This is a genomic window from Acinetobacter sp. ANC 4648 (genome assembly GCF_002135345.1).
GTDB lineage: Bacteria > Pseudomonadota > Gammaproteobacteria > Pseudomonadales > Moraxellaceae > Acinetobacter.
Window position 1 is genome coordinate 486,141 of record NZ_NEGI01000001.1, and the last position, 26,674, is coordinate 512,814.

Consider the following 26,674-nt stretch of genomic DNA (forward strand, 5'->3'; position numbering starts at 1 on the left):
CTTGATGTTTAAACGACATACCTTGTCGCAACATTCTTTTGTCATTACACTTTTATTTGCTACGTTTTTGACCCAACCTATCAGGCATCAAGATCGGCGTGTCATTACAAAAAAATACCGATCAAAATGATGATAAAAAACTTTTTTTCGATTCTTTTAATCGATTTTCTTGTGTTTAATTTTTTAAAGCAATCCTAGATTCACTTCATTTAAATATGAAAAATGCGACTCTAAAGTCGCATTTTATAATCATATTTTGCAATCATTCAGGCACGATTCAAATCTTTATCGTGCACACCTAAAAGGTAAAGTACACCATCCAAACCCACACTAGAAATAGCTTGATTGGCATTTTGACGCACTAAGGGTTTAGCTCTAAACGCGACACCTAATCCTGCAATTGAAAGCATTGGTAGATCATTAGCGCCATCCCCGACAGCAATGGCTTGTTCGAGCGAAATCCCCATCGAGTCAGCAAGCTCACGCAGGAGTAAAGCCTTCCGAGCGCCATCGACAATATGTCCTTTGACTTCGCCTGTAACCATGCCATCTTCTACATCTAAAATATTGGCATGTACTTCATCAATACCTAACTTTTCTTGTAGATATTCCGCAAAATACTGAAAACCACCAGAAAGAATCGCTGTCCGATATCCTAAGGCTTTTAAGGTCGAAATTAAACGCTCTGCCCCTTCTGTCACAGTCAATCGCGCTGCAATTTTTGGAAGAACAGAGGCATCTAAACCTTTAAGTAAAGCCACACGTGCACGGAAACTCTGCTGAAAATCGAGTTCACCTAGCATTGCACGTTCTGTAATTTCAGCGACTTGCGTACCCACACCTGCTTCGATGGCTAACTCATCAATCACTTCTTGTTCAATTAAGGTTGAGTCCATATCAAAACAGACCAAACGACGATTACGACGGTAAGCATTATCTTCTTGTACCGCAACATCTACACTTAACTCATTCGATAAGCGTAAGCACGCTGCTCGCATTGCAGTTGCATCCAGCATTTGACCACTCAAGCCAAATTGCACACATGATCGTTTTGGATCTTCAGCATCATCTTTACGTTCAGGACGCCCCGATAATCGGGTGACTGTTTCGATGTTAAAGCCTTGGCCAGAAACAATATTGGTGACTGCTTGTAAATGAGCAGCAGTTAGCTCTGGTGCTAAGGCGGTCACGATATAACGTGTCCGACCACCTTCACTCACCCACTGGTCATATTCTGTGCCTGATATTGGTTTAAAGCGAACAGTTAAACCAATATCATGTGCTAAAATAAGCATCTCTTTCATTGCCAAAGCAGTTGCAGTTTGGTCATTTGACGCAACCACAATACCTAAAGTCAATTGGTTATGAATAACGGCCTGACCGACATCTAATATTTGCAAAGAATGTACGGACAATACTTGCATTAATCGAGTAAACTGATTGGGTTGGTCTGGCCCTAAAAATGATATAAGAATGATTTCGCGCATGAATTGACTCTGGTCTGAGCTACAACTATTGTTAGAATCATAATCGATATAGAATATTTTTTCTTTGGAAGTTTACGTTGAATGCACCTAGACAAGGGCTATTTGCTAGCCTACTTATCGTAAGTTTTGCATTGCATACCTTTTTGTTGGTAGTTGCAACGACACATCAGCTGAATGAAAACCGCGCCAGTCAAGGTCAACTCATGACTAGTCAATTGGTTGCAGATAGTATTGCTGAGCTAGAACCGCCCAATACCGTTTCATTGGCTTTATTGGCCAATCGTTATGCAACCAACCCTAGTGTTGCCTCGATCCGTATCTTAGATGCAAAAAAACAAGTACTGGCCACCAGTGGTTTAGCAAAAACTCGCCAAGGCGAAGTATTTGTCCGTGATGCATTACAACATGATAAAAATGTGGGCAGCATCGAGATCACTTTGATTAAACCCAGTATTGGCGAAATTTTACGTACCCAATGGCTCGCAATTTTAGCGTCACTTTTTATTCACGGATTGCTTTGGTTAGCTTATCGTGCAATTGCACGCCCAACACGCAGTGAATATTTGGCTAAACTAAATAATGAAGCACGGTTAAAACATGAAATTCAACAGCTCACTGAAACCTTAGAAGCAGAAAAAGCCAATCGCACCTTAGTGATCGCACAAGCTCAGCAACAGACTAAACCCAAGTCTGAACCACAACCTATAAATTTATCGGCTATCGAACAAAATATTATCGCTTTAAACATTCAATACTATGATCCTAAACAGTTAATTCAGACTGTCAATCAATCGGTCTCGGCTCCCTATTTCAATCTTTGTCAGATCTTTTTAAATAAAAGTATCGAACTCTGTGCACAACATTACAAACTCAATTCACATGATTTTATTCGCAATCAAGAATTTAATCAGCAAGGTGCAACCATCAGTGTTTCCGCTCAAATACCGCATGCAACTGAATGCTTATTGATGGTCGGTTCCGTTTTCCAATTACTCTCAGAAGTACTCTATAAACGTTACCGTGAAGAAAAACGCTTTGTTTTACAAACTCGCTGTTCTGTCGCTTCTACTGTTGATGCCATGCAGTTAAATGCGCCACAAGCTGCTGAACGTTTGACACATCATTTAATTGCTAAAGAAATGGCACTGCATTTAAGCAATGATCTGTTAAAAAATATTACTGAGTGCTACCAATTAATGCTCATGCCAAATCCAAACAATGTGCTGACTCGCCATGCCTTTATGATTAATGGCATGAATACAGCATGTGCTGAACTGGCTCAGAGTATTCGGACGGAAATTCTGAAAGGTAAAAAAAAGCCAAGTGTTCCGATGAATGAATCAGAACCAGTCACCGAAATTTAATTCTCAATACAGTCTCCAACCTGATTTAATGAACCCTTAAATCAGGTTTTTTTATGACTGCAGCCAAGCCTAGAACCTATATCAATATTCAAATGTCCATTTTTCAAACAAAAAGATATACTTTTGAATTTTCTATGGCTTTTCAATTAGCTAATAAGCTGTGTATAACAGTCTAGGTAAAGGGAATGTGATAAGCATAGGCAAAACACATGAAAACACGTTAGACTATGCCACAATGAATTAATCAAAATGTCACGTAGACAGAACAAGAAGGTGAAGGTTGATGCCGCTCAATACTGTTGAAGAGCTTGTAGCAGATATCCGCGCAGGAAAAATGGTCATCCTGATGGATGATGAAGATCGTGAAAATGAAGGTGACTTAGTCATCGCTGCAACTCACGTGCGTGCGGAAGACATCAACTTTATGATCACTCATGCACGTGGTTTAGTCTGTTTAACCTTAAGCCGTGACCGTTGTCAGCAGCTTAATTTACCACTCATGGTCGACGCCAATGGCGCGCAACATGCGACCAATTTCACCCTATCAATTGAAGCTGCGAATGGTATTACCACAGGCATTTCTGCGGCTGAACGGGCACATACGATTCAAACCGCTGTCGCTGCGCATGCGAAACCAACCGATATCGTTCAACCTGGACATATTTTCCCATTAATGGCACAACCTGGCGGTGTCTTGCATCGCGCAGGACATACAGAGGCAGGCTGTGATTTATCGCGTTTAGCTGGTTTAGAACCTGCATCTGTAATTTGTGAAATCATTAACGAAGACGGTACAATGGCACGTCGTCCTGATCTTGAGGTTTTTGCTGAAAAGCATGGGCTCAAAATCGGTACAATTGCAGATTTAATTCACTACCGTATGACCAATGAGCAAACTGTAGAACGTATCGATCAACAAAGCATTGAAACTGAATACGGCACATTTGATTTATACCGTTACCGCGAAATTGGTAGTCCTGATATTCATTTGGCTTTTGTGAAAGGTGAGCCTAAGCAAGGGATCACTACCGTTCGTGTACATGGCTTTAATCCTATTCGTGACTTGCTTAAACTGAATAAAAAAGGTGGCGAAGCCGCTTGGAATTTAGACAAAGCACTGAAAGCGATTGCTGATAGTGAGCGTGGTGTTCTGGTATGGATTGGTCAAGGTCATTTATCTGACTTGGGCCCTGCTTTGGATGCATTAACAACGCCTAAACCAACAAAATCGAGTTCTGCCCTGTCTCAACAATATCAAACGATTGGTGTCGGTGCACAAATTTTACGGGATTTAGGGGTGGAAAAAATGAAACTCCTCAGCTCACCATTACGTTTTAATGCATTATCTGGTTTTAATTTAGAAGTAGTGGAATATGTCACTGCTGATCAAACTTCTGTTCAATAACTTTTATTAAATATCGAGGTTGCTATGGCGATTCGCCGTATCGAAGGTTTATTACATCTCGCGAGCGAAGACCGTTACGCGATTTTAGTTGGTCGTTTTAACAGCTTTGTTGTTGAACATTTGTTAGAAGGTGCAATTGATACGTTGCATCGTCATGGTGTATCCGACGATAATATCACTGTCGTTCATGCACCCGGTGCATGGGAACTTCCAGTCGTGGCTAAAAAATTAGCAACTTCCGGTAATTTCGATGCCGTGATTGCACTTGGCGCAGTGATCCGTGGTAGTACACCACATTTCGACTTCGTTGCAGGTGAATGTGCCAAAGGTTTAGGTGTAGTTGGTTTAGAGACTGGCTTACCAGTAATTAATGGTGTATTGACTACGGATAGTATTGAACAGGCGATTGAACGCTCTGGTACAAAAGCAGGTAATAAAGGTGGCGAAGCTGCTCTTACTGCAATTGAAATGGTTAACCTGTTAAAGGCAATTTAAAGCATGTCGCAAACACTCCAAGCTACTTATGCAGCAAAACGCAAAGCACGTCGTTTTGCTGTACAAGGGATTTATGAATGGCAAATGAGCCACAACCCTATTCATGAGATTGAAGCACGCACACGTGCCGAGAATGCCATGCATAAAGTGGATCTCGGCTATTATCATGAGTTGCTCACACAAGTGGTCGCAAATCATGAAGCATTGGATGCGTTACTGATGCCAGTACTTGATCGTGAGATTAAAGCATTGGATGGTGTTGAACTTGCAACACTACGTCTCGGCGCATACGAACTTAAAGATCATCTTGAAGTTCCATACCGCGTTGTACTAGATGAAGCAATTGAACTCGCAAAACACTTTGGCGGTGCAGACAGTCATAAATACATCAATGGTGTATTAGACCGTTTGGCAACTCGTCTTCGTGATGCAGAAAAACAGCAAGCTAAATAAGTTATTGTTGCTATGGCTGAGTTCTCAATTATTGATACCTATTTTAATCGTCAGAATTTCTCTACGGTTGATTTAGGTGTCGGTGATGACTCAGCCCTGCTCACTCCACCACCGAACCAACAATTGGTTATTTGTACCGATACACTAATTTCAGGTCGGCATTTCCCACTTAATACTGCGCCACATGCTATTGGTTGGAAAAGTGTTGCTGTTAATTTATCTGATATTGCCGCTATGGGTGCGAAACCGCATAGTATTCTTTTAGCATTGAGCTTACCCCAAATTGATCATGACTGGCTCAAAGGCTTTAGTCAGGGTTTATATGATTGTTGCGATCAATTTGGTGTCAGTTTAATTGGTGGAGATACCACCCAAAGTCCTCATTTGACCATTACCGTTACTGCACTCGGCTGGATCGAAAGCGGCAAAGCCATTACTCGTTCTGGTGCTCAAGTCCATGATCTGGTCGTGGTCAGTGGTTCTGTCGGTGATGCTGCTTTTGCACTACAACACCCAGTACATGCTTTACAAAAACGATTGGATTATCCAACTCCACGCTGTGAACTTGGAGTCATGCTGAAAAGCCTCGCTTCAAGCATGATTGATGTCTCAGATGGGCTGGCGCAAGATTTAGGCCATATTTTAAAAGCATCTAATGTTGGTGCAAAATTAGAACTATCACACTTACCTATTAAGCCAGCTTTAAGCCATTTGCCCGAAAATGAGCAATGGCAATATGCTTTAGCGGGTGGTGATGATTATGAATTATGCTTTACGATAACAATGCAAAACTACCAAAAACTTTTGCAATTACAACCCAATGTGACAACAACAATCATCGGGGAAATTACGCAAAAAAGCGGATTAATATTTGAAAAAGATGGCCGAGATCATCCACTTCAATTTCATGGATATCAACATTTTGCATAAACCTTCTATTGTTTTCAAAAAAATGACTTGGTTTGAACGCATTATTGTATTCTGCGGAGTTGGGTTTGGTTCTGGCTTAGCACCTAAAGCACCAGGAACCTTTGGTTCTGCTTTTGCACTGCTATTCATACCGATTTGGCTTGCAATTGGTTTTTCTAGCTCCATATTGGCCATATTAGTGATGTCTTTTATAGGCGTTTATATTTGTGGTCAAACCGCCAAGATTATTCATGTACATGACGATGGTCGCATTGTTTGGGATGAATTTGCAGGACAATCGATTACCTTTTTACCCTTGATCTACTTTGGACAAATGAACTGGATCTGGGTGGCTGTCGGTTTTGGCTTATTTCGGTTATTTGATATCTGGAAGCCTTGGCCTATCCGTATCATTGACCAAAAAGTTGATGGCGGTTTTGGTATCATGTTCGATGATATTATCGCAGGCCTATGGGCAGCACTCTGTATTTTTATCTACTTATACTTTTCTAGGGCTTAAGCCAAATCTGTTAGGTGTTATATGTCAACTACTGTGATCATTCTTGCTGCAGGTAAAGGCACCCGAATGCGTTCTAGCCTCCCAAAGGTGTTACAGCCCTTAGCAGGACGTCCATTGCTCGGTCATGTGATTGAAACAGCAAAACTATTACACGCTAAAAATATTATTACAATTTTTGGTCATGGTGGTGATCTCGTTCAACATGCTTTTAGCCATGAAAATATACAATGGGTAGAACAAACAGAACAATTAGGGACGGGTCATGCCGTCAAAGTGACGTTACCAGTATTACCCCAAGAGGGCATCTCTTTAATTCTGTCTGGCGATGTTCCTTGTGTACAGCAAACGACCTTACAACGTCTCATCGATGTTTCAACGGAAACTGGAATTGGGTTAGTAACCCTAACCTTAGATGATTCTACAGGCTATGGTCGTATCGTTCGTAAAGACGATAAAATCCAAGCCATTGTAGAACATAAAGATGCTTCCGAACAACAGCGCCAAATTAAAGAGATTAACACTGGTATTTACTGTGTCAGTAATGCCAAATTACATGAATGGTTGCCTAAACTCAGCAATGACAATGTTCAAGGTGAATATTACCTAACTGATATTGTTGCTATGGCACTCGCAGATGGGATGGAAATCGCATCTATTCAGCCTGAACTGGCATTTGAAGTTGAAGGTGTAAATGACCGTGTTCAACTTGCAGCTTTAGAACGTGAATTTCAGTCTCATCAAGCAAAAAAATTAATGCAGCGAGGCGTACACCTGATTGATCCGTCACGTTTTGACTTACGTGGTGCATTAACCGTTGGTACTGATGTGCAAATCGACATTAATGTCATTATCGAAGGTAACTGTACTTTCGGAGACAATATTGAAATTGGTGCAGGTTGTATCATCAAAAATACCACTATTGCTTCAGGTACTAAAGTTCAGCCTTATAGCATTTTTGACAATGCAGTTGTTGGGGCAGATGTACAGATTGGTCCTTTCGCACGGCTACGTCCAGGTGCAAAACTGGCAGATGAAGTCCACATTGGCAACTTTGTCGAAGTGAAAAATACTTCTATTGGTCATGCATCGAAAGCCAATCATTTTGCTTATTTAGGTGATGCTGAAATTGGTGCGGAATCAAATATCGGTGCAGGTACAATTACCTGTAACTATGATGGTGCCAATAAGCATAAAACAATTATTGGTAATCATGCCTTTATTGGTACAAATAATTCATTGGTTGCACCCATCAAAATTGGTCATGGTGCAACGACAGGTGCGGGTTCAGTGATCACGCATGATGTCGCAGACAATAGCTTGGCCTTTGAACGTGCCAAACAAATTACTAAAGAAAATTATCAACGTCCCCAAAAGGTCACGAAATAAGAGGATATAACGATGTGCGGTATTGTTGGTGGCGTTGCTGAACGTAGCATTACAAATATTTTAATTGAAGGTCTAAAACGCCTTGAGTATCGTGGTTATGACTCAGCGGGTGTAGCATTGATTGACCAATGCCAAATCTTACGTGAACGTCGCGTCGGTAAAGTGGCCAATTTAGAGCAAGCTGTAACTGAATCGAATATTCAAGGTTCATTAGGCATTGCGCATACCCGTTGGGCAACGCATGGTAAGCCAACTGAGAATAATGCACATCCGCATATTTCTGATACTGTTGCTGTAGTACACAATGGAATTATCGAGAACTATCAAGAACTGAAAGATGATCTTGAAGCTTTAGGCTATGTATTCACTTCACAAACAGATACTGAAGTCGTTGCCCATCTTATACATGATGCACTTAAATCAACACCGAATTTACTTAAAGCAGTCAGCCAAGTTGTTCCTCAGCTGAAAGGTGCCTACGCGCTCGGTATCGTACATACTGATCATCCTGATGAACTGATTGCAGTACGCGAAGGTTCTCCACTGGTGATTGGTGTGGGTATTGGTGAAAACTTTATCAGTTCAGATCAATTGGCACTTTTACCAGTGACCAATCGCTTTATCTACCTTGAAGAAGGTGATATTGTCCGTTTAACCCGTGAAAGCATTGAAATTTTTGTCGATGATCAATTGATTGAACGTCCAGTTAAAGAGCTGGATGCCACAGTCAGTAATGCATCTAAAGGTGAATACAAACATTACATGCTCAAAGAAATTTATGAGCAGCCTGAAGCAATTCAACAAACCATTTCTCAAGCGTTAAATAGCAATGCCTTGCGCGATGATTTCTTACAGCATGCCGAAGTTGATTTTAATAATATTCAACAAGTGCAAATCATTGCCTGTGGTACCAGTTACCATGCTGGAATGATTGCCAAATATTGGTTTGAGCAACTCATAGATCTGCCTTGCCAAGTGGAAATTGCCAGCGAATTTCGTTATCGTACGCCAGTAATCGTGGGCAATACTTTGTATGTTTGTATTTCTCAATCGGGTGAAACTGCTGATACTTTGGCTGCATTACGTGATACACAAAAACGTGCCAAAGCGAAAGGCTTAAATATCACCACCATGACGATTTGTAACGTTGCAACGTCTTCAATGGTACGTGAAACCAATCATCATTTACTCACGCTCGCAGGTCCTGAAATTGGGGTTGCTTCAACCAAAGCATTTACCACACAGCTTGCGGCTTTAATATTATTGATCCTAAAAATTGGTCAAATCAAGCAAACGATGACGGCTGACAAAATTGCTGAAATTACTGCTGAACTTTGGCATCTTCCGAAAGTCATTTTAGATACCTTACAAAATGACAAAGATATTTTACGTTTATCCGACCTGTTTAAAGAGAAGCAACATTGCTTATTCTTAGGCCGTGGCACAGAGTTTCCTATTGCACTAGAAGGTGCATTAAAACTGAAAGAAATTTCATATATTCATGCAGAAGGTTATGCTGCAGGTGAACTCAAACATGGCCCATTGGCTTTAGTTGATCATGACATGCCTGTGGTTATTCTGGCACCTAAAGATGAAATGCTCGATAAATTAAAATCAAACATGGAAGAAGTTCAAGCCCGTGGTGGTGAGCTATTTGTCTTTGCTGATGAAAATAGCGGAATTAAAAATAAAGATCGTCAACATGTAGTTAATGTACCAACGATCAGTCCACTGTTAGCACCAATTGTATACAGTATCCCGGTGCAATTGCTGTCTTACCACGTGGCTGTATTACGTGGTACAGATGTCGACCAACCACGTAATCTTGCAAAATCTGTGACTGTTGAATAATATTTACAAACATATCGTTAAATATTAACCACTATAGATTTTAAGCGTTAAAAGCCGATAATTGATTTATCGGCTTTTAACTATTTCGGGTTTTAAAACAGATGAAATACTTAATCAGCGCCTGCTTAATTGGTCAAAATGTCCGCTATGATGGACAGAATAGTCTCCAGCAAAAAATCCAACAACTGATTGTAGATCAATGTGCTGTCAGCATTTGCCCTGAGATGGCTGGGGGATTAAGTACACCACGTTTAGCTGCTGAAATTATTGGGGGTCATGGCGAAGATGTGTTAACAGGTAAAGCACATGTCCTAGATTCTGCAGGTCTTGATGTGTCTAATGAATTTATTCGAGGCGCTTATCATGCTTTGCAACTTGCTCAAAAATATCAAGTAACGCATGTCATACTAAAAGCCAATAGCCCTTCTTGTGGTTCAAAATTTATTTATGATGGCTCTTTTAACGGTACAAAAATTCTAAGCAATGGAGTAACAGCCGCGTTATTAAAACAGCACGGATATCAGGTTATGACTGAAGATGAGTTTATTCAAACTTTAACTCCTTAAAATATTTAAAACGTAACACAATCAAAACACGCAGTAGCGATTCATTTTAAAATTTCTTATTCCTCAACTATTTTATTTTGTTTATTTTTCAGCTTATCCGCTTTAGCAGCCCAATAGGTTGCCAGTGCAGGTCCAGAAATATTATGCCAAAGACTAAAAATCGCACTAGGAACTGCAGTGACTGGTGATGCAGCAAAATGTACCGCTGCCAAAGCCACGCCAAGTCCTGAATTTTGCATGCCGACTTCCACTGCAACAGCCTTACAATCTGCATAAGGTAATTTGAAAAATCGACTGATCCCAAAGCCCAATAAATATCCTAACCCGTTATGTAAAATTACAACAGCTAAAATTAATACACCTGATTGTAAAATGGCAGCCTTACTGCCCCCAATAATTGCAGCAACGATTGCAACAATTGCAACGACTGAAATTAAAGGCATCACTTGAATATATTGCTCAACTTTTTGTTTTAATACAGCACGTGTCATTAAACCTAAAAGAATTGGAACCAAAACTACCTGTAGAATGGATACAAACATCGATGTTGCATCAATTTTCAGCCATTGGCTTGCCAATAGGTAAAAAATCGCTGGGGTTAATAGTGGTGCAAGCAAGGTCGAGACTGAGGTACACGCAACAGAGAGTGCGGTGTTACCTTTGGCCATATAGGTGATGACATTAGATGCTGTTCCACCAGGACAACAGCCTACTAAAATTACTCCAATTGCAATTTCAGCGGGTAGTTGAAACAATTTACACAGTAAATAAGCCAGTGCAGGCATCACGACAAATTGTGCGACCACACCAATAAAAACGGCTTTAGGGCTTTGCAAGACACTTTTAAAATCAGCTAACGTCATGGTCATTCCCATGCCGAACATAATGATACCCAGCATCCATGTAATATAGGTTTTTAACCAAACAAATGCTTCTGGAACAAGCATAGCAATGCCTGCAAATAAGATGACCCACAATGCGAACGTTTTTTGGATGAATTGACTAAAACGCAATATTACCAACATCTATTCTTCCTAAATTCAATTTTTGTTGTCATGCTTATGTGAAAGAAATATCTCAAAACTTATTGGCTATTTGCCGAAGCGACCTAATTTTTAGCATTATGCTGGTAAAATATCTTTGCTAATTAGGCGTTTTACCCCATGGGCCAACATCTCTTGCCATGCCTGTTGTAAAGATCCATTTAAATCAATTCCTTTGGTTGCATCTGCAATAACATAAGTATTAAAGCCCAATTGACTCGCATCGATTGCCGTCCAAGCCACACAAAAATCCGTAGCAATGCCTGTGATATAGACAGTATCAATTCCACGCTCTTTTAAATAAGCCGCAAGCCCAGTCGTCGTCTTATGATCTGCTTCTTTAAAAGCTGAATAACTGTCAATCTGTGAGTGAAAACCTTTACGAATGATAAGCTGTGCCGTGGGAATATTTAAATCTGGATGTAATTCAGCATCATGTGTTCCCTGCACACAATGTGATGGCCAAAGTACTTGTGTCCCATAGGCCAATTCTAGCGTTTCAAAGGCCTGCTTCCCAGCATGATTCTCTGCAAAAGAAATATGATTTTGAGGATGCCAATCTTGAGTAATGACAACATTCGCAAAATGCTGTGCGAGTTGATTAATGCATGGAATAATCTGATCTGCATGCGCAACCGCTAGATTACCACCAGGTGTAAAACCATTCTGTACATCAACCACAATTAACACACTACGTTCAGATTGGAACATTATTCCAACTCCCTAACTACGCCAATTGATTTAATATAAATAATTGATATCTTAAAAAATTACAAATAAGTTTATGCGCCATATAAAAACTTAAACTTGATACTATTTTTAGATTTAAACGGATGTTCTCTAAAATAGACGTATAGTTATTCAATTCAAAATCGATTTCAAAATCAAGATAACATGGCTTTCAACAAGATCATCTGACAAATTTGCACTGGTTTGACTTCATTCTAGATAAACTGAACCGAGTATTTGTTTCTTTTTATAAAGTTTTTCTCTGCTTTGACTAAAGCATATTGTTCTAACCCGCTGAATCAGTCATAATTTGCATAAGCATTACTCAATCACTCAAACGAGTGCTGAATGCTAAAATCAAAATACTGCAACCATCTACACCCTTGTTTTCTTACATTCAAGTGGATGGAAAAATAGGATATTTTTTCAAAATGACTCAGCAAGCACAGATCATTCAAGGCTCAATTGTCGCAATCGTCACCCCCATGTTTGAAGATGGCAGCGTAGATTGGAAGGGTCTCGAGAAGCTCGTTGAGTGGCATATTGCACAGGGCACCAATAGCATCGTTGCGGTCGGTACCACTGGCGAAGCATCTACACTAAGCATGACAGAACATACACAAGTAATTAAAGAAATTATTCGTGTGGCGAATAAACGCATTCCTATTATTGCAGGTACGGGTGCAAACTCAACACACGAAGCAATTGAACTCACTAAAGAAGCCAAAGAGCTTGGTGCAGATGCCGCACTTTTAGTCACACCATATTATAATAAACCGACTCAAGAAGGTTTATATCAACATTACAAAGCTGTTGCAGAAGCTGTTGATTTACCGATTATTCTTTACAATGTACCGGGTCGTACTGGTGTAGATATGCTTAATGAAACCGTGATTCGTTTAGCTGATATTCCACAAATTGTTGCGATTAAAGATGCAACTGGTGATGTGCCTCGTGGTAAAGAACTGCTTGACGGCCTGCAAGGCAAAGACATGATCGTATATTCAGGTGATGATGCAACCGCTTGGGAACTTATCGGCTTAGGTGCACGTGGTAATATTTCGGTCACTGCAAATGTTGCACCGAAAATCATGAGTGAGATTTGTGCTGCAGCTCTTGCTGGAAACTTGCCACTCGCTGAACAACTCAACCAAAAAGTTGCAAATTTAAACAATATTCTGTTTTGTGAATCGAACCCAATTCCTGTGAAATGGGCACTTCATGAAATGGAATTAATTGGTACGGGTATTCGCCTACCATTAACTCCGCTTGCAGAACAATATCGCACTCTACTGCGTGAAGAACTTAAAGCAGCGAGTGTCCTTTAATAAGAGCTTAGTATGATGCAATTACGTTTTGGTTTAACTCTTGTCCTTTCAACTTTAAGTCTGGCAGGTTGTAGTACATTTGGAATCAGCAATGGTTCTTTAGATTATAAAAACACAACCACTTTAGAGCCTCTTAAATATCCTGAGGGTTCAATGGTTAGACCAGCAACGCCATTGTATCCTTCACCTGTTGTTGATCCACTTGCGATTGAACATGCACCTAAATTTGAAAACAAGCGTGCTAATCGTTTTGAATTACCTCGTCCTGAGGTGGCAAAAACAACAGAAAGCAACCTTAATCTAACATCCAATACAACGGTTGGACGTCCACAACTGATAACTGATGGAAATGCAAATCCATTGCTTAAGATTGATGGAAATTCTGCTACAATTTGGCAATACACACTTGCTACACTCAGCAGTCTTAATCATACCCTTATCGGTCAAAGCAAAAATGCTTATGAAGCCACTGTTAAAGTCGATAATAAAACGTATGTCTTAAGGCTTACCTCTGTGGGTTCTAGCAATAATCTTGCTGTATTCAATGCCGATAATAGTTTTGCAGACAAAGAAAAAGCTGCAGAGTTGTTAACTCAGATTTACCAAAACTGGCCAGCCTAGTCGTTCTAGGCAATTTTTTTTGAAAAAGGTTCCCCCCATGTTAAAACAAACCTTGCTCTATACTGGTAAAGCTAAATCTGTTTATGAAACAGACAGTGCTGATCATCTAATTTTAGTTTTCCGTGATGATGCATCTGCATTCAATGGCGAAAAAATAGAGCAACTAGATCGTAAAGGTAAGGTGAATAACCGTTTTAATGCCTTTATCATGGAAAAATTGGCTGCGGCTGGTATCGAAACTCATTTCGAAAAACTTCTTTCTCCAACTGAGGTTTTAGTTAAAAAATTAGACATGATCCCTGTAGAATGTGTGATGCGTAACTATGCAGCAGGTTCATTATGTCGTCGTTTAGGTGTAGAAGAAGGTTTAGAACTTACGCCGCCTACATTTGAATTATTCTTTAAAGATGATGCTTTAGGCGATCCAATGGTGAACGAATCTCAAGCGATTGCTTTAGGTTGGGCAACTGCGGAACAATTGGCAGACATGAAAGAACTTACTCAAAAAGTGAATGTCGTTCTTAAAGATCTGTTCGACCAAGGCGGTATGCTTCTGGTTGACTTTAAACTTGAATTTGGTGTGTTCCATGACCGTATCGTACTGGGTGATGAATTTTCTCCAGACGGTTGCCGTTTATGGGATAAAGACACGAAGAAAAAACTCGACAAAGACCGTTTCCGTCAAGGTTTAGGTGGTGTTGTTGAAGCATATGAAGAAGTTGCTAAACGTATTGGTGTAGACCTTTCAGATATCTAATTAGATTCTATTGATTCAAAAAACCGAGTCAAAGGACTCGGTTTTTTATTGCCTATCAGTCTTATACATCCGTTGCTTCGGGACTTTAGGCTTCCGCCATCCGACCCAACATCGATATATCGATTTAGAACGCTCTACTCAGCATTTAATACTAGCCTAGTAATAGTAATAGTAATAGTAATAGTAATAGTAATAGTAATAGTAATAGTAATAGTAATAGTAATAGTAATAGTAATAGTAATAGTAATAGTAATAGTAATAGTAATAGTAATAGTAATAGTAATAGTAATAGTAATAGTAATAGTAATAGTAATAGTAATAATATAATTTTTAATAGATTCATAATCTGATTTATTTGATTATTACTTTCACTGGTTTGGAAAAAATATGATAAAAATACTGCTGATCAATCTGATACTTATAGCCCGCTAAAACATAGGCCGTACCTTTCTGGGTAAAACTCACACTCCCTGCTTTCGTTTCATGCTGAGGTGATCTAGCAAGAATAATAAATTGCTGAGCCTGCCCTTTCAGTTCTATTCCATCTTGCTGTTGCAGTTGAACATCCATTTTTAAAGGTTGCCCTACTTTAAGTTTTAGCTCAGAGGGTGCTTGAATATCAACAATATATTTTGAATATAGCTGCACAAAGTTGGTGGTCACTCCATTTAAACCCGCCACATACAGTTGTTTAAAAGTCGTATCATTCAAGTTCCAAGGCCAATACGTCAGCCCACGGTGCTGGGTTTCAGCAAATAATTTCACCAAATCATTTCGGTACGGTGGATGATAAGACGACGTATATTTCTGAGCCTCCGCTAAAATTTGACGACTATTGATTAAAACTTGATTTGAACTAGGCATATTCTGAATTAATATTCCTGTTGAAACCATCGGTAAATGATTTTTCACTTGCTGAATTTGGTCTCGGTTAAAAGAGGTGATGATCACCTGATCCTCAACAGCATATTTTTCTATTTCAGTTTTTAATGCAGATACTAATTTTGGATTTGCACTTTTCATTTCAATCATCAGTACAAAATTTTGCGTATTTTTAAAGCTTGCAAAATACTCAGCCAGTGTTGGTACAGAATAGTTTTTATTTTTAGTTCTTAGCTGCTGTACTTCAGCCAAAGTCATCTCTTCAATTTTACCCGTGCCTTTAGTCGTGCGATTAACTGTTTCATCATGCATCACCACCACATGATTATCTTTGGTGAGATAAATATCGTTCTCAACCAGATCTGCACCTAAAGCAACAGCATATTTCGCGCTTTCAAGGGTATTTTCATCCTCCAAACTTGGAACACCACGATGCCCAATAATGAAAGGCTTTCTCAACAACGTATTTTTCGGAAATTGCTTGAGTAAAGCATCAAAGGCAGCACTATCGGTTGTCATGATTCCATTGACACCTGAAGTTAGAACAGAAGCAACCTCTTGCGCAGTTGTAGCTGATGAATCCACCCAAACAGTCATCAATAACTGTTGTAAGAAACGTACATTTTTCACATCAATCAGTTGCTTGGGTAATACCACAATTTTAGCAAATGCCTGATTGGCCATTTGCATAACTGCACTTAAATCTTTTCGACTGCTACTTAAATTTTTTGCCTGACTTAAATCCAAAGCCGTCCGTATCATCGGTAGCTGTTGATGTGCAAATTGCAGGAGCTCGGTTTCACTCGACAAAAGCGTAATATCACTCAAGTCTTGCGATTTAGCCAATTGCTTTAATACTGTTATCGTCTGCTGATCTTGAATACTCAATACCGCAATATTTTTACGTTGTGTATTACTTAAATAATGCTGCAAGGTAGACACTGGATTTCCAGATGTATCCAATAAATTTAATTTAGCATCTAAATGATAATAAACTTGATTAGCTGAAACAGTGTTTACATTCAAATCAGCTGACATTTTTTGAATCAGGGTCGCTGCTGCAGAGACTTGTGTAGTCGATGCTTGAACAGCGGTCACTTTATTATTTAAATTCGGTAAAACCGTATTTTGTTCCGAAACTTGAATACTTTTCACTTTCATAACCAAACCGGCTACTGACAATCCGATGTCACCATTTAATTGCGGTTGATCTAACTCAACATTCTGCAACAAGACATTATTCAGGTATTGCTGCACACGGTTGCCATGCACAATGACAGTTGCCTTATAGAGTTGATTGGCTTTTATATTTTCTGGAAATGCTTTGCTTTCGATTACATTCCATTGTCCATTGGCTTTACGATTACCAAATTCAGTGCCATTTTTTGCTGCCGTATCAGCACGAACCGTGAATTGATAATATTTTTTAGGAATAAAACCTTGAGTAGCGACAATATCGTAAATCACACTGCCCCAACGGCTAGGATTCACAGCTTGATCTAAAGTAAACTCCATATCAATACGATAATTCTGTAGTTTTGCTAATTCTGTCGGTAATAAAATTGAGGTCGTCTGCATGGTACTTTTGCGACCATCAATATGTAAAAAACCATCCTGAATAAAGATATTTCCCACATTATTGCCCGGGACTCTCCAACCTTGAGGAATCATTTTTTGTTGTTCAAAATTGATTTGCACATGTTTTTTAGCGAGTGCTGAAGCTATGGCGACATTAGGGTTGTTTATATTTTTTGTACTTTCTGCATAACTTTCAATAGAAAAAATAGAGAGTAACGTTATTGTGAATAATGATAATTTCATAAATGCTTTCTTAAAACTGAAATAGTTATCTCAATTTTTTAGCCTAATTCCAGAAAATTTGGACACATTCTAAACTTTTATGTGACGAACAGCACTCATTTAAAAACGTATCCAACCGCATCCTGTTGAGTGCTACCTTTATTCTGACTGCTGACTGTCTTGCCATCGACGCTGTTGTAAACGCTCCCCTTCAACTTCACGTTTATTCCGTGCAGACTCATACAGTTTTGTACCCTTTAGTTCAGGTGGCAGGTATTCCTGTCTGACAAAATGCTCAGGATAATGATGTGGATATAAATAATCGACTCCATAGCCCTGTTCTTTCATTAACTTGGTAGGTGCATTGCGAAGATGTAACGGCACAGGTAAATTTGCTGTTTTTTCCGCGAGCTCTAAAGCCTGATTGATGGCTAAATAAGTACTGTTACTTTTCGCACTGGTCGCCAAATAGACCGCACATTGGCCTAAAATAATTCGACACTCAGGCATACCCACCGCTTGTACAGAACGAAAACACTCTCCTGCAAGCAGTAAAGCATTCGGATTGGAATTGCCAATATCTTCAGATGCGGCAATTAGCATACGACGAGCAATAAAAACGGGATCTTCACCGCCTTTTAGCATCCGAGCCATCCAGTACAAGGTCGCGTCTGGATCACTACCGCGAATTGACTTAATAAATGCAGATACCAGATCGTAATGTTGTTCACCCGATTTATCATAACGCGCAATATTTTGCTGTGCCACTTTCACCACAATCGCATTGGTGACAATATTTTCAACATCAGCGTCAAAAGTACTGGCAATTAAATCAATTAAATTAAGTGCCTTACGTGCATCTCCTGCTGCGAACTGCACCAGTGCATCATATTCTTCAATGAGTAAATAACGGTCTTTTAAAAACTGATCTTGCTGGATAGCACGATTGATTAAATCTTGAATCGCTTCATTACTTAATGCATTTAAGCTGTAAACCTGACAGCGAGACAACAAAGCACTATTGACTTCAAATGAAGGATTTTCAGTCGTTGCGCCAATTAAAGTAATTTTGCCTTTTTCCACGGCATTTAATAAGGCATCTTGCTGAGATTTATTAAAGCGATGAATTTCATCAATAAATACAACTGGTGTCAGTAAATCACCACTTTCAGCAATAATTTCACGCAGTTCTTTAACGCCTGTATTTAAAGCAGATAGACTGACAAACGGTCGGTCAACGGCTTGAGCCAACAGCAAAGCAATGGTCGTTTTACCAACGCCAGGAGGACCCCAAAAAATAATAGACGGTAAATGTCCTTGATCAATCATTTGCCTTAAAGGCGCACTTGCACCCAGTAAATGATCTTGCCCGATAATTTCAGACAAATCACGAGGACGAAGACGTTCAGGAAGTGGAATGTGGGTGTCTGACATATTCTTTTTTAAATCATTAATTTCTATCCATAGTCTACTATGCAATACGATGAATCAAGAATTTTTAGTAATAGATGCTGCAATTTTCAATCAGCAAATTAATATCAAGCTTTAAAATAAACATCAATTGTTCAAGATTCTAATTCACTTCGGTTATCAGCATGCATGCAGCCTAATTACTCAAGAGTAGTTTATTTATCTAACCCAACGAACCACATAATCTTCAATATCATCTTCGTTGATATCGACTTCAGAAATACAACGACCAGCAGCAGATTTTTTGGCTTTAATAACACTATCTCGAGAACCTGTATTGAGATAATGCCACGAAGGTAAATTTCTGCCTTCATTTAAACGTCTATAAGCACAACTAGGTGGTAACCAATGAATCGTTTGTAATTTTTCTGGTGTGAGCTGAATACAATCAGGAACCTGTGTTGCACGATTTGGATAATCTGAACAAGCCGCTGTTTTACAATCGAGTAATTTACAAGACACCATAGTATAAGCAACCTCTTGCGTATCTTCATCTTCTAGTTTCACTAGACAACATAGACCACAACCATCACACAATGCCTCCCACTCGGCCTGACTCAACTGATCCAGTGAATATTTTTTCCAAAATTGTGGACGTAATTCATTACTCATAAAACACTAAAAATCTAAAAGCACTATTTTTTGATTATATCATTTTTTAAACACATACTTATGATCCTCTAAACTTACATAAAACCTTCATGCAACCGCTACAAATTGACATTGTTTACACACAACGAAACAGCTGTTTTTGTGAGTAAATTTTATACTTAAAAATAATTCAAAAAAATGGAGAAGAGCTATGTTTCGTTGGGCCATTATATTTGCTGTGATTGCATTACTGGCTAGCCTACTAGGATTTAGTGGTGTAGCAGGTATGTCTAAAGACTTTGCTGTTATTTTATTGGTTGTTGCTGCAGTTCTTGCAATCATTGGATTCATCTCTAAAGGTAAAGTTTAAATCCAATTATAAATTTTCAGTTAAAAAAGAAGGAATACTACCTTCTTTTTTAACTTCACTATAAAAATATTTACTCACATTTCTATTGTTATTATTCGAAACAAAGTCAGTTTAAATCGCTTTTTTTGTGATTTAATAAATCCTATTCTTTATTGTATACAAGGATTTAATACATGACTGCCTCTATTCAGACTCGAGAAATTCAGTATACCGCAGCAGACGGTAGCACATTAATTGGCTATTTTGCCGCACCTGAAAATACTGCACCTATTGCAGGTGTCATTGTTGCTCCAGAATGGTGGGGACGTAATGAATATACTGAACAACGTGCAAGAGAATTGGCAGAACATGGCTACGCAGCTTTAGCAATTGATTTGTATGGCGACAAAAAAGTCACTACAGATGCCAAGCAGGCTTATGCATGGATGATGCAAACATTTGAACATGCTGACACCAATGTGATTCGTTCATCTGCAGGACTCGCAGCTTTAGTAGCACAACCTGAAGTCAATCCAGAGCAACTTGCGGCGATTGGTTTTTGTTATGGCGGAAAAGTAGTCCTTGATTTAGCTCGTTCAGGTGCAAACTTAAAAGCCGTAGCCACCTTCCATGCCAACTTATCCGCTCAGACCCCAGCAGAAAAAGACCATGTTAAAGCCGAAATATTAGTCTTGCATGGTGAAGAAGACAGTATGGTGTCTTTAAAAGATGTTGAAAATTTTAAAACTGAAATGCAGCATGCCAATGTGAAATATACCGTAATTGTGCTAAAAGATGCTAAGCATGGATTTAGTAATCCATTGGCAGATGAAAGAGCCAAAGCCAATGGGGTCGATTTAGCCTATAACGCTGAAGCAGAAAAAAAGGGCTTAAATGCGATGTATGATTTACTGCAACGCCAATTGCGTTAATCATTTACAGCACCAATTAAATTATGAATTTTACAAGATTCAACTTTAAGATGAGGGAATTAAAATGACTGAAAAAAACTGTCCTTTTTGTGAATTTGATGAATACGACATCATTGATAAAAATGAATTTGGGGTAATTTTACCTGAGCAAAATCCTTTAACCAAAGGGCATTCCGTCATTATTCCTGTGCGTCATATTGCTTCTTTTTTTGAAATTACAGATAAAGAACGTAAAAGTATTCAGTCCTTACTCGAATTAGCACGGAATGAACTTAAAATTCGCCATCAACCTGAAGGTTTTCACATTGCCTTTAATGATGGTAATGTCTTTGATGAGAAAAATTCCGGACATTTACACATTCACATTATTCCACGTTATAAAGACCAACCCTTGGTTCTAGACCAGCGCTGGGGTGTGATAGCTGAATAATAGGATTAAGTTTTAAAAGCGCTGCGGCGCTTTTTTTATATCAATTTGAGTGAGTCATGCCTGAATTAGTTATACTAACTAGCTCTCCAACTCTGCCGAATCACATGTCGCAATTTTCCTTTTCAGATGCACTTTTAACTTGGTTTGATCAACATGGTCGTCATGACTTGCCTTGGCAAGTCACAGATAATCCATACAAAGTTTGGGTATCTGAAATTATGTTGCAACAAACTCAGGTCAAAACAGTCTTACAATATTTTGATCGCTTTATCGCACGCTTTCCAACAGTAGAGACTTTAGCCACTGCATCTTGGGATGATGTTGCACCTTATTGGGCTGGTTTGGGCTATTACGCTCGTGCACGTAATTTGCATAAAGCAGCGGTAATTGTGCATCAAAATGGACAGCTCCCAAAAAACTTAGCGGAATGGGTTGAACTCCCAGGCATTGGACCCTCTACAGGCGGCGCCCTGATGTCCCTTGGTTTACGTCAATATGGCGTCATTATGGATGGCAATGTCAAACGAGTATTATCGCGGTTTTTTGCCATAGAGGATGATTTATCTAAACCTGTACATGAACGTGCTATGTGGCAACTGGCTGAAAGTTTATGCCCAACTTTACGCAATCACGACTACACCCAAGCCATTATGGATTTAGGTGCCACAATTTGTACACCGAAAAAGCCACTGTGTTTATATTGTCCAATGCAACAACATTGCCAGGCTCATCAACAAGGTTTAGAAACTGAACTTCCTTACAAAAAACCGAAAAAACCTGTTCCAGTAAAAGTAGCAAAGGTCATATTAATTCAGTCAGATGATCAATGGTTATGGCAACAACGCCCTCACTCTGGGCTTTGGGGGGGCTTATGGTGCTTACCGATCATTGAAGATGATGTAGAATTTTCACAACTTTGCCAACAATTGAACTTAGTTTCCAAAGTTGAACCAGTGAAAATTTCACATAGCTTCACCCATTTCACTTGGATTTTAACAGCACATATTTTTAGAATTGATCCAGATCAACAAGAATTTCTACAAACTGAACTAATTGGTGAATGGTGCTCACCACAAAAAGCTACACAAATGGGCATCCCAACTGCCATGAAAAAATTGATCTCCGCGCTTGAGATATGACATAGTTAGACACAACTTAATTCCATTTATTCATATTAAAAACTTAAGAATAAGGATATCTCGTGTCAGCTTTTTTCCGCTTTTTCTTACTGAGCAGCTTGGTCATTTTTATCGCTGCATGCACCACCACACCAAAAAAGCCTACGGCTCTAGTACCGAAAAGTTTAATCCAACTGAGAGCTATGTCACTTTCTAATCATTTGCCGATTCCAGTAGATGGGATTCAAGAAAAGTATTTAAAAGACACTTGGGGAGCTGCACGAAGTCAGGGGCGTAACCACGAAGGCATCGATATTCTTGCTCCACGTGGAACAAAAGTTTTTAGTACCACCGAAGGTATTATCAGTAGTTTAAAAAATAATAATTTAGGTGGTAAAGTAGTATGGCTGATTGGACCGAGCGGTGCATGGCATTACTATGCCCACTTAGATGAACATAACCATCGCTTGAATGAAGGTGACTACATTCAAAAGGGTACGCTCATCGGCTATGTTGGCAATACGGGTAATGCACGGCATACTGCACCTCATTTGCATTATGGCCTTTACTTAACTGGTAAAGGTCGCGGTGCAGTCAATCCTTATCCATATTTACGTTAATCTACAATCTAGGAAATTTTCATGTCAGAAGCTTTGATCAATCGTTTAGTTGAATTTGCAGAATCAGGCAATCAGCAGAAGATTGTGCTCAATGGACAAACACATCAAGGTTGGATTATGGAACTATCTGAAGATGCACTCTTGATAAGCACAGGGTTTGCAGATAAAGCTGGACAAGATATCTGGATTAAATTTAGTGAATTAAATCAGGCAAAATTATCTTTTTGGGATAATAAAAAAGATCAATGGATCGAATTCAATCTTTAAGAAAGACATTAGGAGCATCAAATTGACAACTCAACGCTGTGGCTGGTGCTCAAATGATCCACTTTATATGGCATATCATGATCATGAATGGGGAAAAGCCAATCATAATGAAAAGCATTTATTTGAAATGATCTGCTTAGAAGGACAACAAGCAGGTCTTTCGTGGATTACTGTTCTTAAAAAACGAGACAGCTATCGTGAATATTTTTTCCAATATGCGATAGAAGAGATTGCTCAGTTTACCAATGAGCACTTAGAATCAAAACTACAAGATGCGGGCTTAATTCGGCATATTGGAAAACTCAAAGCGATTCGTGACAATGCTACTGCATGGCAAAACATGAAAAATCAAGGCATAGACATGGTCAATTGGTTTTGGAGTTTTGTTGACCAGCAGCCCTTAATCAATGACGTTCCTGACTATAAACAAGCGCCTGCACAAACAGAAATTAGTCAAAATCTGTCTAAAATATTAAAAAAAAATGGATTTAAGTTTGTAGGACCGACCACCTGTTATGCGTTCATGCAAGCTATAGGCATGGTCAACGACCATGAAAATAACTGTAGTTACCGTTAAATATCTCTAGTAATAAAATCAAAAACAGGAAGAATTTATTATGACTAATACTATTCAAGCTTATGCTGCTATGCAAGCGGGTGACCCTCTCACTCCATATCAATTTAATGCAGGTGAATTACCAGCACATCAAGTTGAAGTTAAAGTAGAGTATTGTGGGCTCTGCCATTCTGACGTTTCGGTCATTAACAATGAGTGGGGCAATTCTGTTTATCCTGTTGTTGCTGGACATGAAATTATCGGTACCATCACACAACTGGGTTCAGAAGCAAAAGGACTTAAAGTGGGTCAGCGTGTGGGAATTGGTTGGACAGCTGAAAGCTGCCAATATTGTGACCCTTGCGTAAGGGGTCAACAAGTTTTATGTACTGGTGAAAAGAAAGCAACCATCGTTGGACATGCAGGTGGCTTTGCCGATAAAGTTCGTGCAGGTTGGCAATGGATTATCCCCCTTCCTGACGATTTAGATCCTGAAAGTGCTGGTCCACTTTTGTGTGGTGGAATTACGGTATTTGATCCGATTTTAAAACATAAAATTCAAGCCATGCACCATGTAGGTGTTATTGGTATTGGTGGTTTAGGACATATAGCAATCAAACTATTAAAAGCATGGGGCTGTGAAATTACCGCCTTTACCTCAAGCTTAGATAAAACAGCTGAGTTAAAGGCTATGGGTGCCGATCATGTAGTCAATAGCCGTGATTCTGCTGCCTTAAAAACTCAACGTGGCAAATTTGACTTACTTCTATGCACCGTCAATGTATCTCTAGATTGGAAGTCATATCTAAATACCCTTGCCCCGAATGGGTCAATACATATGCTAGGAATGGTACTTGAACCAATGGCGATTCCTGTTGGAGCTCTCATTAGTGGAGCAAAATCAGTTACTGGTTCACCGACAGGCTCTCCTTTTGCACTGCGTCAGTTATTACAGTTTGCTGCACGTAAAAATATTGCACCACAAATTGAGCTCTACCCTATGTCTCAAATTAATGATGCTTTAGCACGATTACATTCTGGTCAAGCACGTTATCGCATTGTCTTAAAGGCTGATTTCTAAAAGAATATACTGAACAAGGTGGCATCAGTGCCACCTTTGGACTGTGTTATAAGGATACATCTTCAGGTCACTATAAGATTTTGGTTATGATTAAGCTCATCAAGGCCAAGTACATCTCAAAATAACCATTCTGACTTTAGCCTCTATAATTTCGATGATAAAAGGCTTTTTATACAAAATTTAAGCTACATTGACTGATGTTAATTGTCTACGAGTCCAATCGGCCAATAATACGATGGCTTCACGAATATCGTCTGACAGTTCATGTCCTGCATTCAAACGAATACAATTTTTATAACGCCCATCTTCACCGAAGACTTCACCAGGAACAATGTTAATCCCCTGCTGTTGTGCAAAACGATACATTTCTAAACTATCAATCTGCTCAGGTAATTGAATCCAAAGTGCATAGCCGCCATTCGGTTGATTTAGACGAATATCAACCTGATAAAAAGCAGCGATCATAAATTGTCGATACTGCTCAACCTGTGCTATGAGAATGGGTTTCAGTCGGATCAAATGCTCACGATAAGCACGGCTATAAATTAAATCAGCAAGACCTAATTGTAATGGCGTATTCACTGCGACATTGGACATCAAGAGTTGTGTACGTAAATGCTGTAAGCGTTGTGGAATACAAAACCAACCCACTCGATAAGCAGTAGATAAAGATTTCGAAACTGATCCGCAAAAAATTACATAGCCTTGTTGATCCCAATATTTAATCGGTAAAGGTCGCTTGAGACTAAAACTACATTCGGCATAAATATCATCTTCAATCACATAGCATTGGTACTGATTGGCCAGTTGTGCAATTTTTTCTTTCTGCGTATTGCTTAAGCTAAAACCTAATGGATTTTGAAAGTTTGCGGTGAGTAAACAGGCTTTAGCACCTGAACTTTGCATCACTTGCTCTAAGCGCTCTAAATCAAATCCATCGGTATCGGCAGGAATTTCTACAATTTTACGTTTTAAAGCAGCTAAAAGTTGTAACTGACCATTAAAATTCGGGGTCGGCACAATGATACTGTCCCCCATTTCAGTCAGGCTCTGAATCATCACCGATAATGCTGGCATACAACCGTTGCTAATATAAATCTCATCCTTGGCAATATAAAAACCATCTTCTGCCCAATGTTCAGATAAGGCTTCTCGTAAGCGTAGATGGCCTTGTTTATCACTATATAAAAAATCTTCAGGCTTACTGTGCTTTAAAGCACGTTGAATGGAACGACGTAAAGCTTCCACTGGAACCAGATTCGGGGAAATTTGAATCGCACCTAAATGAATTAATTTATTATCAATAGAGGCTTGTTGAATCTCAATTTGTAATTCTAAATTAGAAATTTCCCTGGGTTGAGATTGAAAGTCTGGATGATTGGGGCGCGGAGTGTGCTGTATTACAGCTTGTTTCGCACTGACAAAATAGCCCGACTTATTTTTAACGTAAATCAACCCTTGCGCTTCTAGTAATTCATAGCAATTTTTGACTGTATTCATACTGACATTTTGCTGTTCAGAAAATTGACGCAATGAAATTAAACGCTGTCCCGCAGCAAGTTTACCCTGCTTAATTTTTTCCGTTATTTGCTCTGCCAAAATTCGATATTGAAAGGCCATATCTCTGTACTCATTTTTTAGAATTCTGTGTATCTGTATCTATC

At 39.2% G+C, this 26,674-nt stretch carries 27 protein-coding genes; 20 read left to right on the plus strand and 7 right to left on the minus strand.

Annotation, left to right across the window (positions count from 1 at the left end; all coding sequences use genetic code 11):
• Positions 1 to 266 precede the first annotated feature (266 nt).
• Positions 267 to 1,487 carry a phosphoserine phosphatase SerB gene (gene serB, locus B9T27_RS02270; protein ID WP_086205230.1) on the minus strand — a complete coding sequence of 407 codons (1,221 nt, stop codon included), beginning with the start codon at positions 1,485 to 1,487 and terminating at the stop codon, positions 267 to 269.
• Between the two features lie 77 nt (positions 1,488 to 1,564).
• Between serB and B9T27_RS02275 the strand changes: the two genes are divergently transcribed.
• The 9 genes from B9T27_RS02275 (at position 1,565) to B9T27_RS02315 (ending at position 10,436) form a co-directional block, all read left to right on the plus strand.
• Positions 1,565 to 2,851, plus strand: coding sequence for a hypothetical protein (locus B9T27_RS02275; RefSeq protein ID WP_086205231.1), 1,287 nt, complete (start codon positions 1,565 to 1,567; stop codon positions 2,849 to 2,851).
• A gap of 283 nt (positions 2,852 to 3,134) precedes the next feature.
• A complete protein-coding gene (gene ribBA, locus B9T27_RS02280) occupies positions 3,135 to 4,256 on the plus strand; it encodes a bifunctional 3,4-dihydroxy-2-butanone-4-phosphate synthase/GTP cyclohydrolase II (protein WP_086205232.1) in 1,122 nt (373 codons plus the stop codon).
• Positions 4,257 to 4,280: 24 nt separating this feature from the next.
• Entirely contained in the window at positions 4,281 to 4,751 is a 471-nt protein-coding gene (gene ribE, locus B9T27_RS02285) for a 6,7-dimethyl-8-ribityllumazine synthase (RefSeq protein ID WP_086205233.1), read from the plus strand.
• Between the two features lie 3 nt (positions 4,752 to 4,754).
• Complete coding sequence (gene nusB, locus B9T27_RS02290) at positions 4,755 to 5,204, plus strand: transcription antitermination factor NusB (protein ID WP_086205234.1); 450 nt, start codon at positions 4,755 to 4,757, stop codon at positions 5,202 to 5,204.
• Between the two features lie 12 nt (positions 5,205 to 5,216).
• Entirely contained in the window at positions 5,217 to 6,134 is a 918-nt protein-coding gene (gene thiL / locus B9T27_RS02295; protein WP_086205235.1) for a thiamine-phosphate kinase, read from the plus strand.
• Positions 6,112 to 6,633, plus strand: a complete 522-nt coding sequence (locus B9T27_RS02300) for a phosphatidylglycerophosphatase A (RefSeq protein WP_086205236.1) — start codon at positions 6,112 to 6,114, stop codon at positions 6,631 to 6,633. The genes thiL and B9T27_RS02300 overlap by 23 nt, the downstream gene beginning before the upstream one ends.
• A gap of 21 nt (positions 6,634 to 6,654) precedes the next feature.
• The gene (gene glmU, locus B9T27_RS02305) at positions 6,655 to 8,019 is read left to right on the plus strand and encodes a bifunctional UDP-N-acetylglucosamine diphosphorylase/glucosamine-1-phosphate N-acetyltransferase GlmU (RefSeq protein ID WP_086205237.1); all 1,365 of its coding nucleotides are present in this window, start codon (positions 6,655 to 6,657) and stop codon (positions 8,017 to 8,019) included.
• 12 nt (positions 8,020 to 8,031) lie between these two features.
• Entirely contained in the window at positions 8,032 to 9,870 is a 1,839-nt protein-coding gene (gene glmS, locus B9T27_RS02310) for a glutamine--fructose-6-phosphate transaminase (isomerizing) (protein WP_086205238.1), read from the plus strand.
• Positions 9,871 to 9,971: 101 nt separating this feature from the next.
• Complete coding sequence (locus tag B9T27_RS02315; RefSeq protein ID WP_086205239.1) at positions 9,972 to 10,436, plus strand: DUF523 domain-containing protein; 465 nt, start codon at positions 9,972 to 9,974, stop codon at positions 10,434 to 10,436.
• A gap of 56 nt (positions 10,437 to 10,492) precedes the next feature.
• Here the strand turns inward: B9T27_RS02315 and B9T27_RS02320 are convergent, their stop codons facing one another.
• Both B9T27_RS02320 and pncA read right to left on the minus strand, forming a co-directional pair.
• Complete coding sequence (locus B9T27_RS02320; RefSeq protein ID WP_086205240.1) at positions 10,493 to 11,461, minus strand: bile acid:sodium symporter family protein; 969 nt, start codon at positions 11,459 to 11,461, stop codon at positions 10,493 to 10,495.
• A gap of 96 nt (positions 11,462 to 11,557) precedes the next feature.
• Complete coding sequence (gene pncA / locus B9T27_RS02325) at positions 11,558 to 12,190, minus strand: bifunctional nicotinamidase/pyrazinamidase (protein ID WP_086205241.1); 633 nt, start codon at positions 12,188 to 12,190, stop codon at positions 11,558 to 11,560.
• 449 nt (positions 12,191 to 12,639) lie between these two features.
• Here pncA and dapA point away from each other — a divergent pair, with 449 nt between their 5' ends.
• From dapA to purC, 3 genes are read left to right on the plus strand one after another with little or no spacing between them, the layout of a single operon-like run.
• Positions 12,640 to 13,536 carry a 4-hydroxy-tetrahydrodipicolinate synthase gene (gene dapA / locus B9T27_RS02330; protein ID WP_086205242.1) on the plus strand — a complete coding sequence of 299 codons (897 nt, stop codon included), beginning with the start codon at positions 12,640 to 12,642 and terminating at the stop codon, positions 13,534 to 13,536.
• 15 nt (positions 13,537 to 13,551) lie between these two features.
• Positions 13,552 to 14,157, plus strand: a complete 606-nt coding sequence (locus B9T27_RS02335; protein WP_086205411.1) for a lipoprotein-34 precursor (NlpB) — start codon at positions 13,552 to 13,554, stop codon at positions 14,155 to 14,157.
• A 37-nt stretch (positions 14,158 to 14,194) separates the two neighbouring features.
• Positions 14,195 to 14,914, plus strand: coding sequence for a phosphoribosylaminoimidazolesuccinocarboxamide synthase (gene purC, locus B9T27_RS02340; RefSeq protein ID WP_086205243.1), 720 nt, complete (start codon positions 14,195 to 14,197; stop codon positions 14,912 to 14,914).
• A 351-nt stretch (positions 14,915 to 15,265) separates the two neighbouring features.
• Here purC and B9T27_RS02350 read toward each other — a convergent pair whose 3' ends face one another.
• The 3 genes from B9T27_RS02350 to B9T27_RS02360 all read right to left on the minus strand — a co-directional run bounded on the left by B9T27_RS02350 (position 15,266) and on the right by B9T27_RS02360 (position 19,678).
• A complete protein-coding gene (locus B9T27_RS02350; protein ID WP_086205244.1) occupies positions 15,266 to 17,617 on the minus strand; it encodes a glycerophosphodiester phosphodiesterase family protein in 2,352 nt (783 codons plus the stop codon).
• 138 nt (positions 17,618 to 17,755) lie between these two features.
• Positions 17,756 to 19,030 carry a replication-associated recombination protein A gene (locus B9T27_RS02355; protein WP_086205245.1) on the minus strand — a complete coding sequence of 425 codons (1,275 nt, stop codon included), beginning with the start codon at positions 19,028 to 19,030 and terminating at the stop codon, positions 17,756 to 17,758.
• Between the two features lie 195 nt (positions 19,031 to 19,225).
• Positions 19,226 to 19,678 carry a YcgN family cysteine cluster protein gene (locus tag B9T27_RS02360; RefSeq protein WP_086205246.1) on the minus strand — a complete coding sequence of 151 codons (453 nt, stop codon included), beginning with the start codon at positions 19,676 to 19,678 and terminating at the stop codon, positions 19,226 to 19,228.
• 190 nt (positions 19,679 to 19,868) lie between these two features.
• Here B9T27_RS02360 and B9T27_RS02365 point away from each other — a divergent pair, with 190 nt between their 5' ends.
• From B9T27_RS02365 to ahr, 8 genes are all read left to right on the plus strand, one after another.
• A complete protein-coding gene (locus B9T27_RS02365; RefSeq protein ID WP_086205247.1) occupies positions 19,869 to 20,027 on the plus strand; it encodes a DUF1328 domain-containing protein in 159 nt (52 codons plus the stop codon).
• 173 nt (positions 20,028 to 20,200) lie between these two features.
• Positions 20,201 to 20,938: a dienelactone hydrolase family protein gene (locus tag B9T27_RS02370; RefSeq protein ID WP_086205248.1), complete on the plus strand. Its 738-nt coding sequence runs from the start codon at positions 20,201 to 20,203 to the stop codon at positions 20,936 to 20,938.
• Between the two features lie 64 nt (positions 20,939 to 21,002).
• Positions 21,003 to 21,368 (plus strand): HIT family protein, encoded by a 366-nt coding sequence (locus B9T27_RS02375; RefSeq protein WP_086205249.1) that lies wholly within the window; start codon positions 21,003 to 21,005, stop codon positions 21,366 to 21,368.
• A gap of 104 nt (positions 21,369 to 21,472) precedes the next feature.
• Positions 21,473 to 22,507: an A/G-specific adenine glycosylase gene (mutY, locus tag B9T27_RS02380; RefSeq protein ID WP_086205412.1), complete on the plus strand. Its 1,035-nt coding sequence runs from the start codon at positions 21,473 to 21,475 to the stop codon at positions 22,505 to 22,507.
• A 62-nt stretch (positions 22,508 to 22,569) separates the two neighbouring features.
• The gene (locus tag B9T27_RS02385; protein ID WP_228146125.1) at positions 22,570 to 23,106 is read left to right on the plus strand and encodes a M23 family metallopeptidase; all 537 of its coding nucleotides are present in this window, start codon (positions 22,570 to 22,572) and stop codon (positions 23,104 to 23,106) included.
• A gap of 21 nt (positions 23,107 to 23,127) precedes the next feature.
• Complete coding sequence (locus B9T27_RS02390; protein WP_086205250.1) at positions 23,128 to 23,373, plus strand: hypothetical protein; 246 nt, start codon at positions 23,128 to 23,130, stop codon at positions 23,371 to 23,373.
• Between the two features lie 22 nt (positions 23,374 to 23,395).
• The gene (locus B9T27_RS02395; RefSeq protein WP_086205251.1) at positions 23,396 to 23,950 is read left to right on the plus strand and encodes a DNA-3-methyladenine glycosylase I; all 555 of its coding nucleotides are present in this window, start codon (positions 23,396 to 23,398) and stop codon (positions 23,948 to 23,950) included.
• A 37-nt stretch (positions 23,951 to 23,987) separates the two neighbouring features.
• Entirely contained in the window at positions 23,988 to 25,010 is a 1,023-nt protein-coding gene (gene ahr, locus B9T27_RS02400) for an NADPH-dependent aldehyde reductase Ahr (protein WP_171263314.1), read from the plus strand.
• Positions 25,011 to 25,190: 180 nt separating this feature from the next.
• On the opposite strand, the gene B9T27_RS02405 is transcribed toward ahr, so the two are convergent.
• Positions 25,191 to 26,630, minus strand: a complete 1,440-nt coding sequence (locus tag B9T27_RS02405; RefSeq protein WP_086205253.1) for a PLP-dependent aminotransferase family protein — start codon at positions 26,628 to 26,630, stop codon at positions 25,191 to 25,193.
• Between the last annotated feature and the right edge of the window lie 44 nt (positions 26,631 to 26,674).

Coding starts and splice junctions, on each gene's coding strand:
- mutY (WP_086205412.1), top strand. CDS start 21,473: ATGTCGCAATTTTCCTTTTCAGATGCACTTTTAACTTGGTTTGATCAA.
- glmS (WP_086205238.1), top strand. CDS start 8,032: ATGTGCGGTATTGTTGGTGGCGTTGCTGAACGTAGCATTACAAATATT.
- B9T27_RS02405 (WP_086205253.1), bottom strand. CDS start 26,630: ATGGCCTTTCAATATCGAATTTTGGCAGAGCAAATAACGGAAAAAATT.
- ribE (WP_086205233.1), top strand. CDS start 4,281: ATGGCGATTCGCCGTATCGAAGGTTTATTACATCTCGCGAGCGAAGAC.
- B9T27_RS02360 (WP_086205246.1), bottom strand. CDS start 19,678: ATGAGTAATGAATTACGTCCACAATTTTGGAAAAAATATTCACTGGAT.
- B9T27_RS02375 (WP_086205249.1), top strand. CDS start 21,003: ATGACTGAAAAAAACTGTCCTTTTTGTGAATTTGATGAATACGACATC.
- B9T27_RS02315 (WP_086205239.1), top strand. CDS start 9,972: ATGAAATACTTAATCAGCGCCTGCTTAATTGGTCAAAATGTCCGCTAT.
- B9T27_RS02335 (WP_086205411.1), top strand. CDS start 13,552: ATGCAATTACGTTTTGGTTTAACTCTTGTCCTTTCAACTTTAAGTCTG.
- nusB (WP_086205234.1), top strand. CDS start 4,755: ATGTCGCAAACACTCCAAGCTACTTATGCAGCAAAACGCAAAGCACGT.
- purC (WP_086205243.1), top strand. CDS start 14,195: ATGTTAAAACAAACCTTGCTCTATACTGGTAAAGCTAAATCTGTTTAT.
- ribBA (WP_086205232.1), top strand. CDS start 3,135: ATGCCGCTCAATACTGTTGAAGAGCTTGTAGCAGATATCCGCGCAGGA.
- thiL (WP_086205235.1), top strand. CDS start 5,217: ATGGCTGAGTTCTCAATTATTGATACCTATTTTAATCGTCAGAATTTC.
- pncA (WP_086205241.1), bottom strand. CDS start 12,190: ATGTTCCAATCTGAACGTAGTGTGTTAATTGTGGTTGATGTACAGAAT.
- glmU (WP_086205237.1), top strand. CDS start 6,655: ATGTCAACTACTGTGATCATTCTTGCTGCAGGTAAAGGCACCCGAATG.
- B9T27_RS02355 (WP_086205245.1), bottom strand. CDS start 19,030: ATGTCAGACACCCACATTCCACTTCCTGAACGTCTTCGTCCTCGTGAT.
- B9T27_RS02300 (WP_086205236.1), top strand. CDS start 6,112: ATGGATATCAACATTTTGCATAAACCTTCTATTGTTTTCAAAAAAATG.
- B9T27_RS02370 (WP_086205248.1), top strand. CDS start 20,201: ATGACTGCCTCTATTCAGACTCGAGAAATTCAGTATACCGCAGCAGAC.
- B9T27_RS02390 (WP_086205250.1), top strand. CDS start 23,128: ATGTCAGAAGCTTTGATCAATCGTTTAGTTGAATTTGCAGAATCAGGC.
- B9T27_RS02320 (WP_086205240.1), bottom strand. CDS start 11,461: ATGTTGGTAATATTGCGTTTTAGTCAATTCATCCAAAAAACGTTCGCA.
- B9T27_RS02350 (WP_086205244.1), bottom strand. CDS start 17,617: ATGAAATTATCATTATTCACAATAACGTTACTCTCTATTTTTTCTATT.
- serB (WP_086205230.1), bottom strand. CDS start 1,487: ATGCGCGAAATCATTCTTATATCATTTTTAGGGCCAGACCAACCCAAT.
- B9T27_RS02365 (WP_086205247.1), top strand. CDS start 19,869: ATGTTTCGTTGGGCCATTATATTTGCTGTGATTGCATTACTGGCTAGC.
- dapA (WP_086205242.1), top strand. CDS start 12,640: ATGACTCAGCAAGCACAGATCATTCAAGGCTCAATTGTCGCAATCGTC.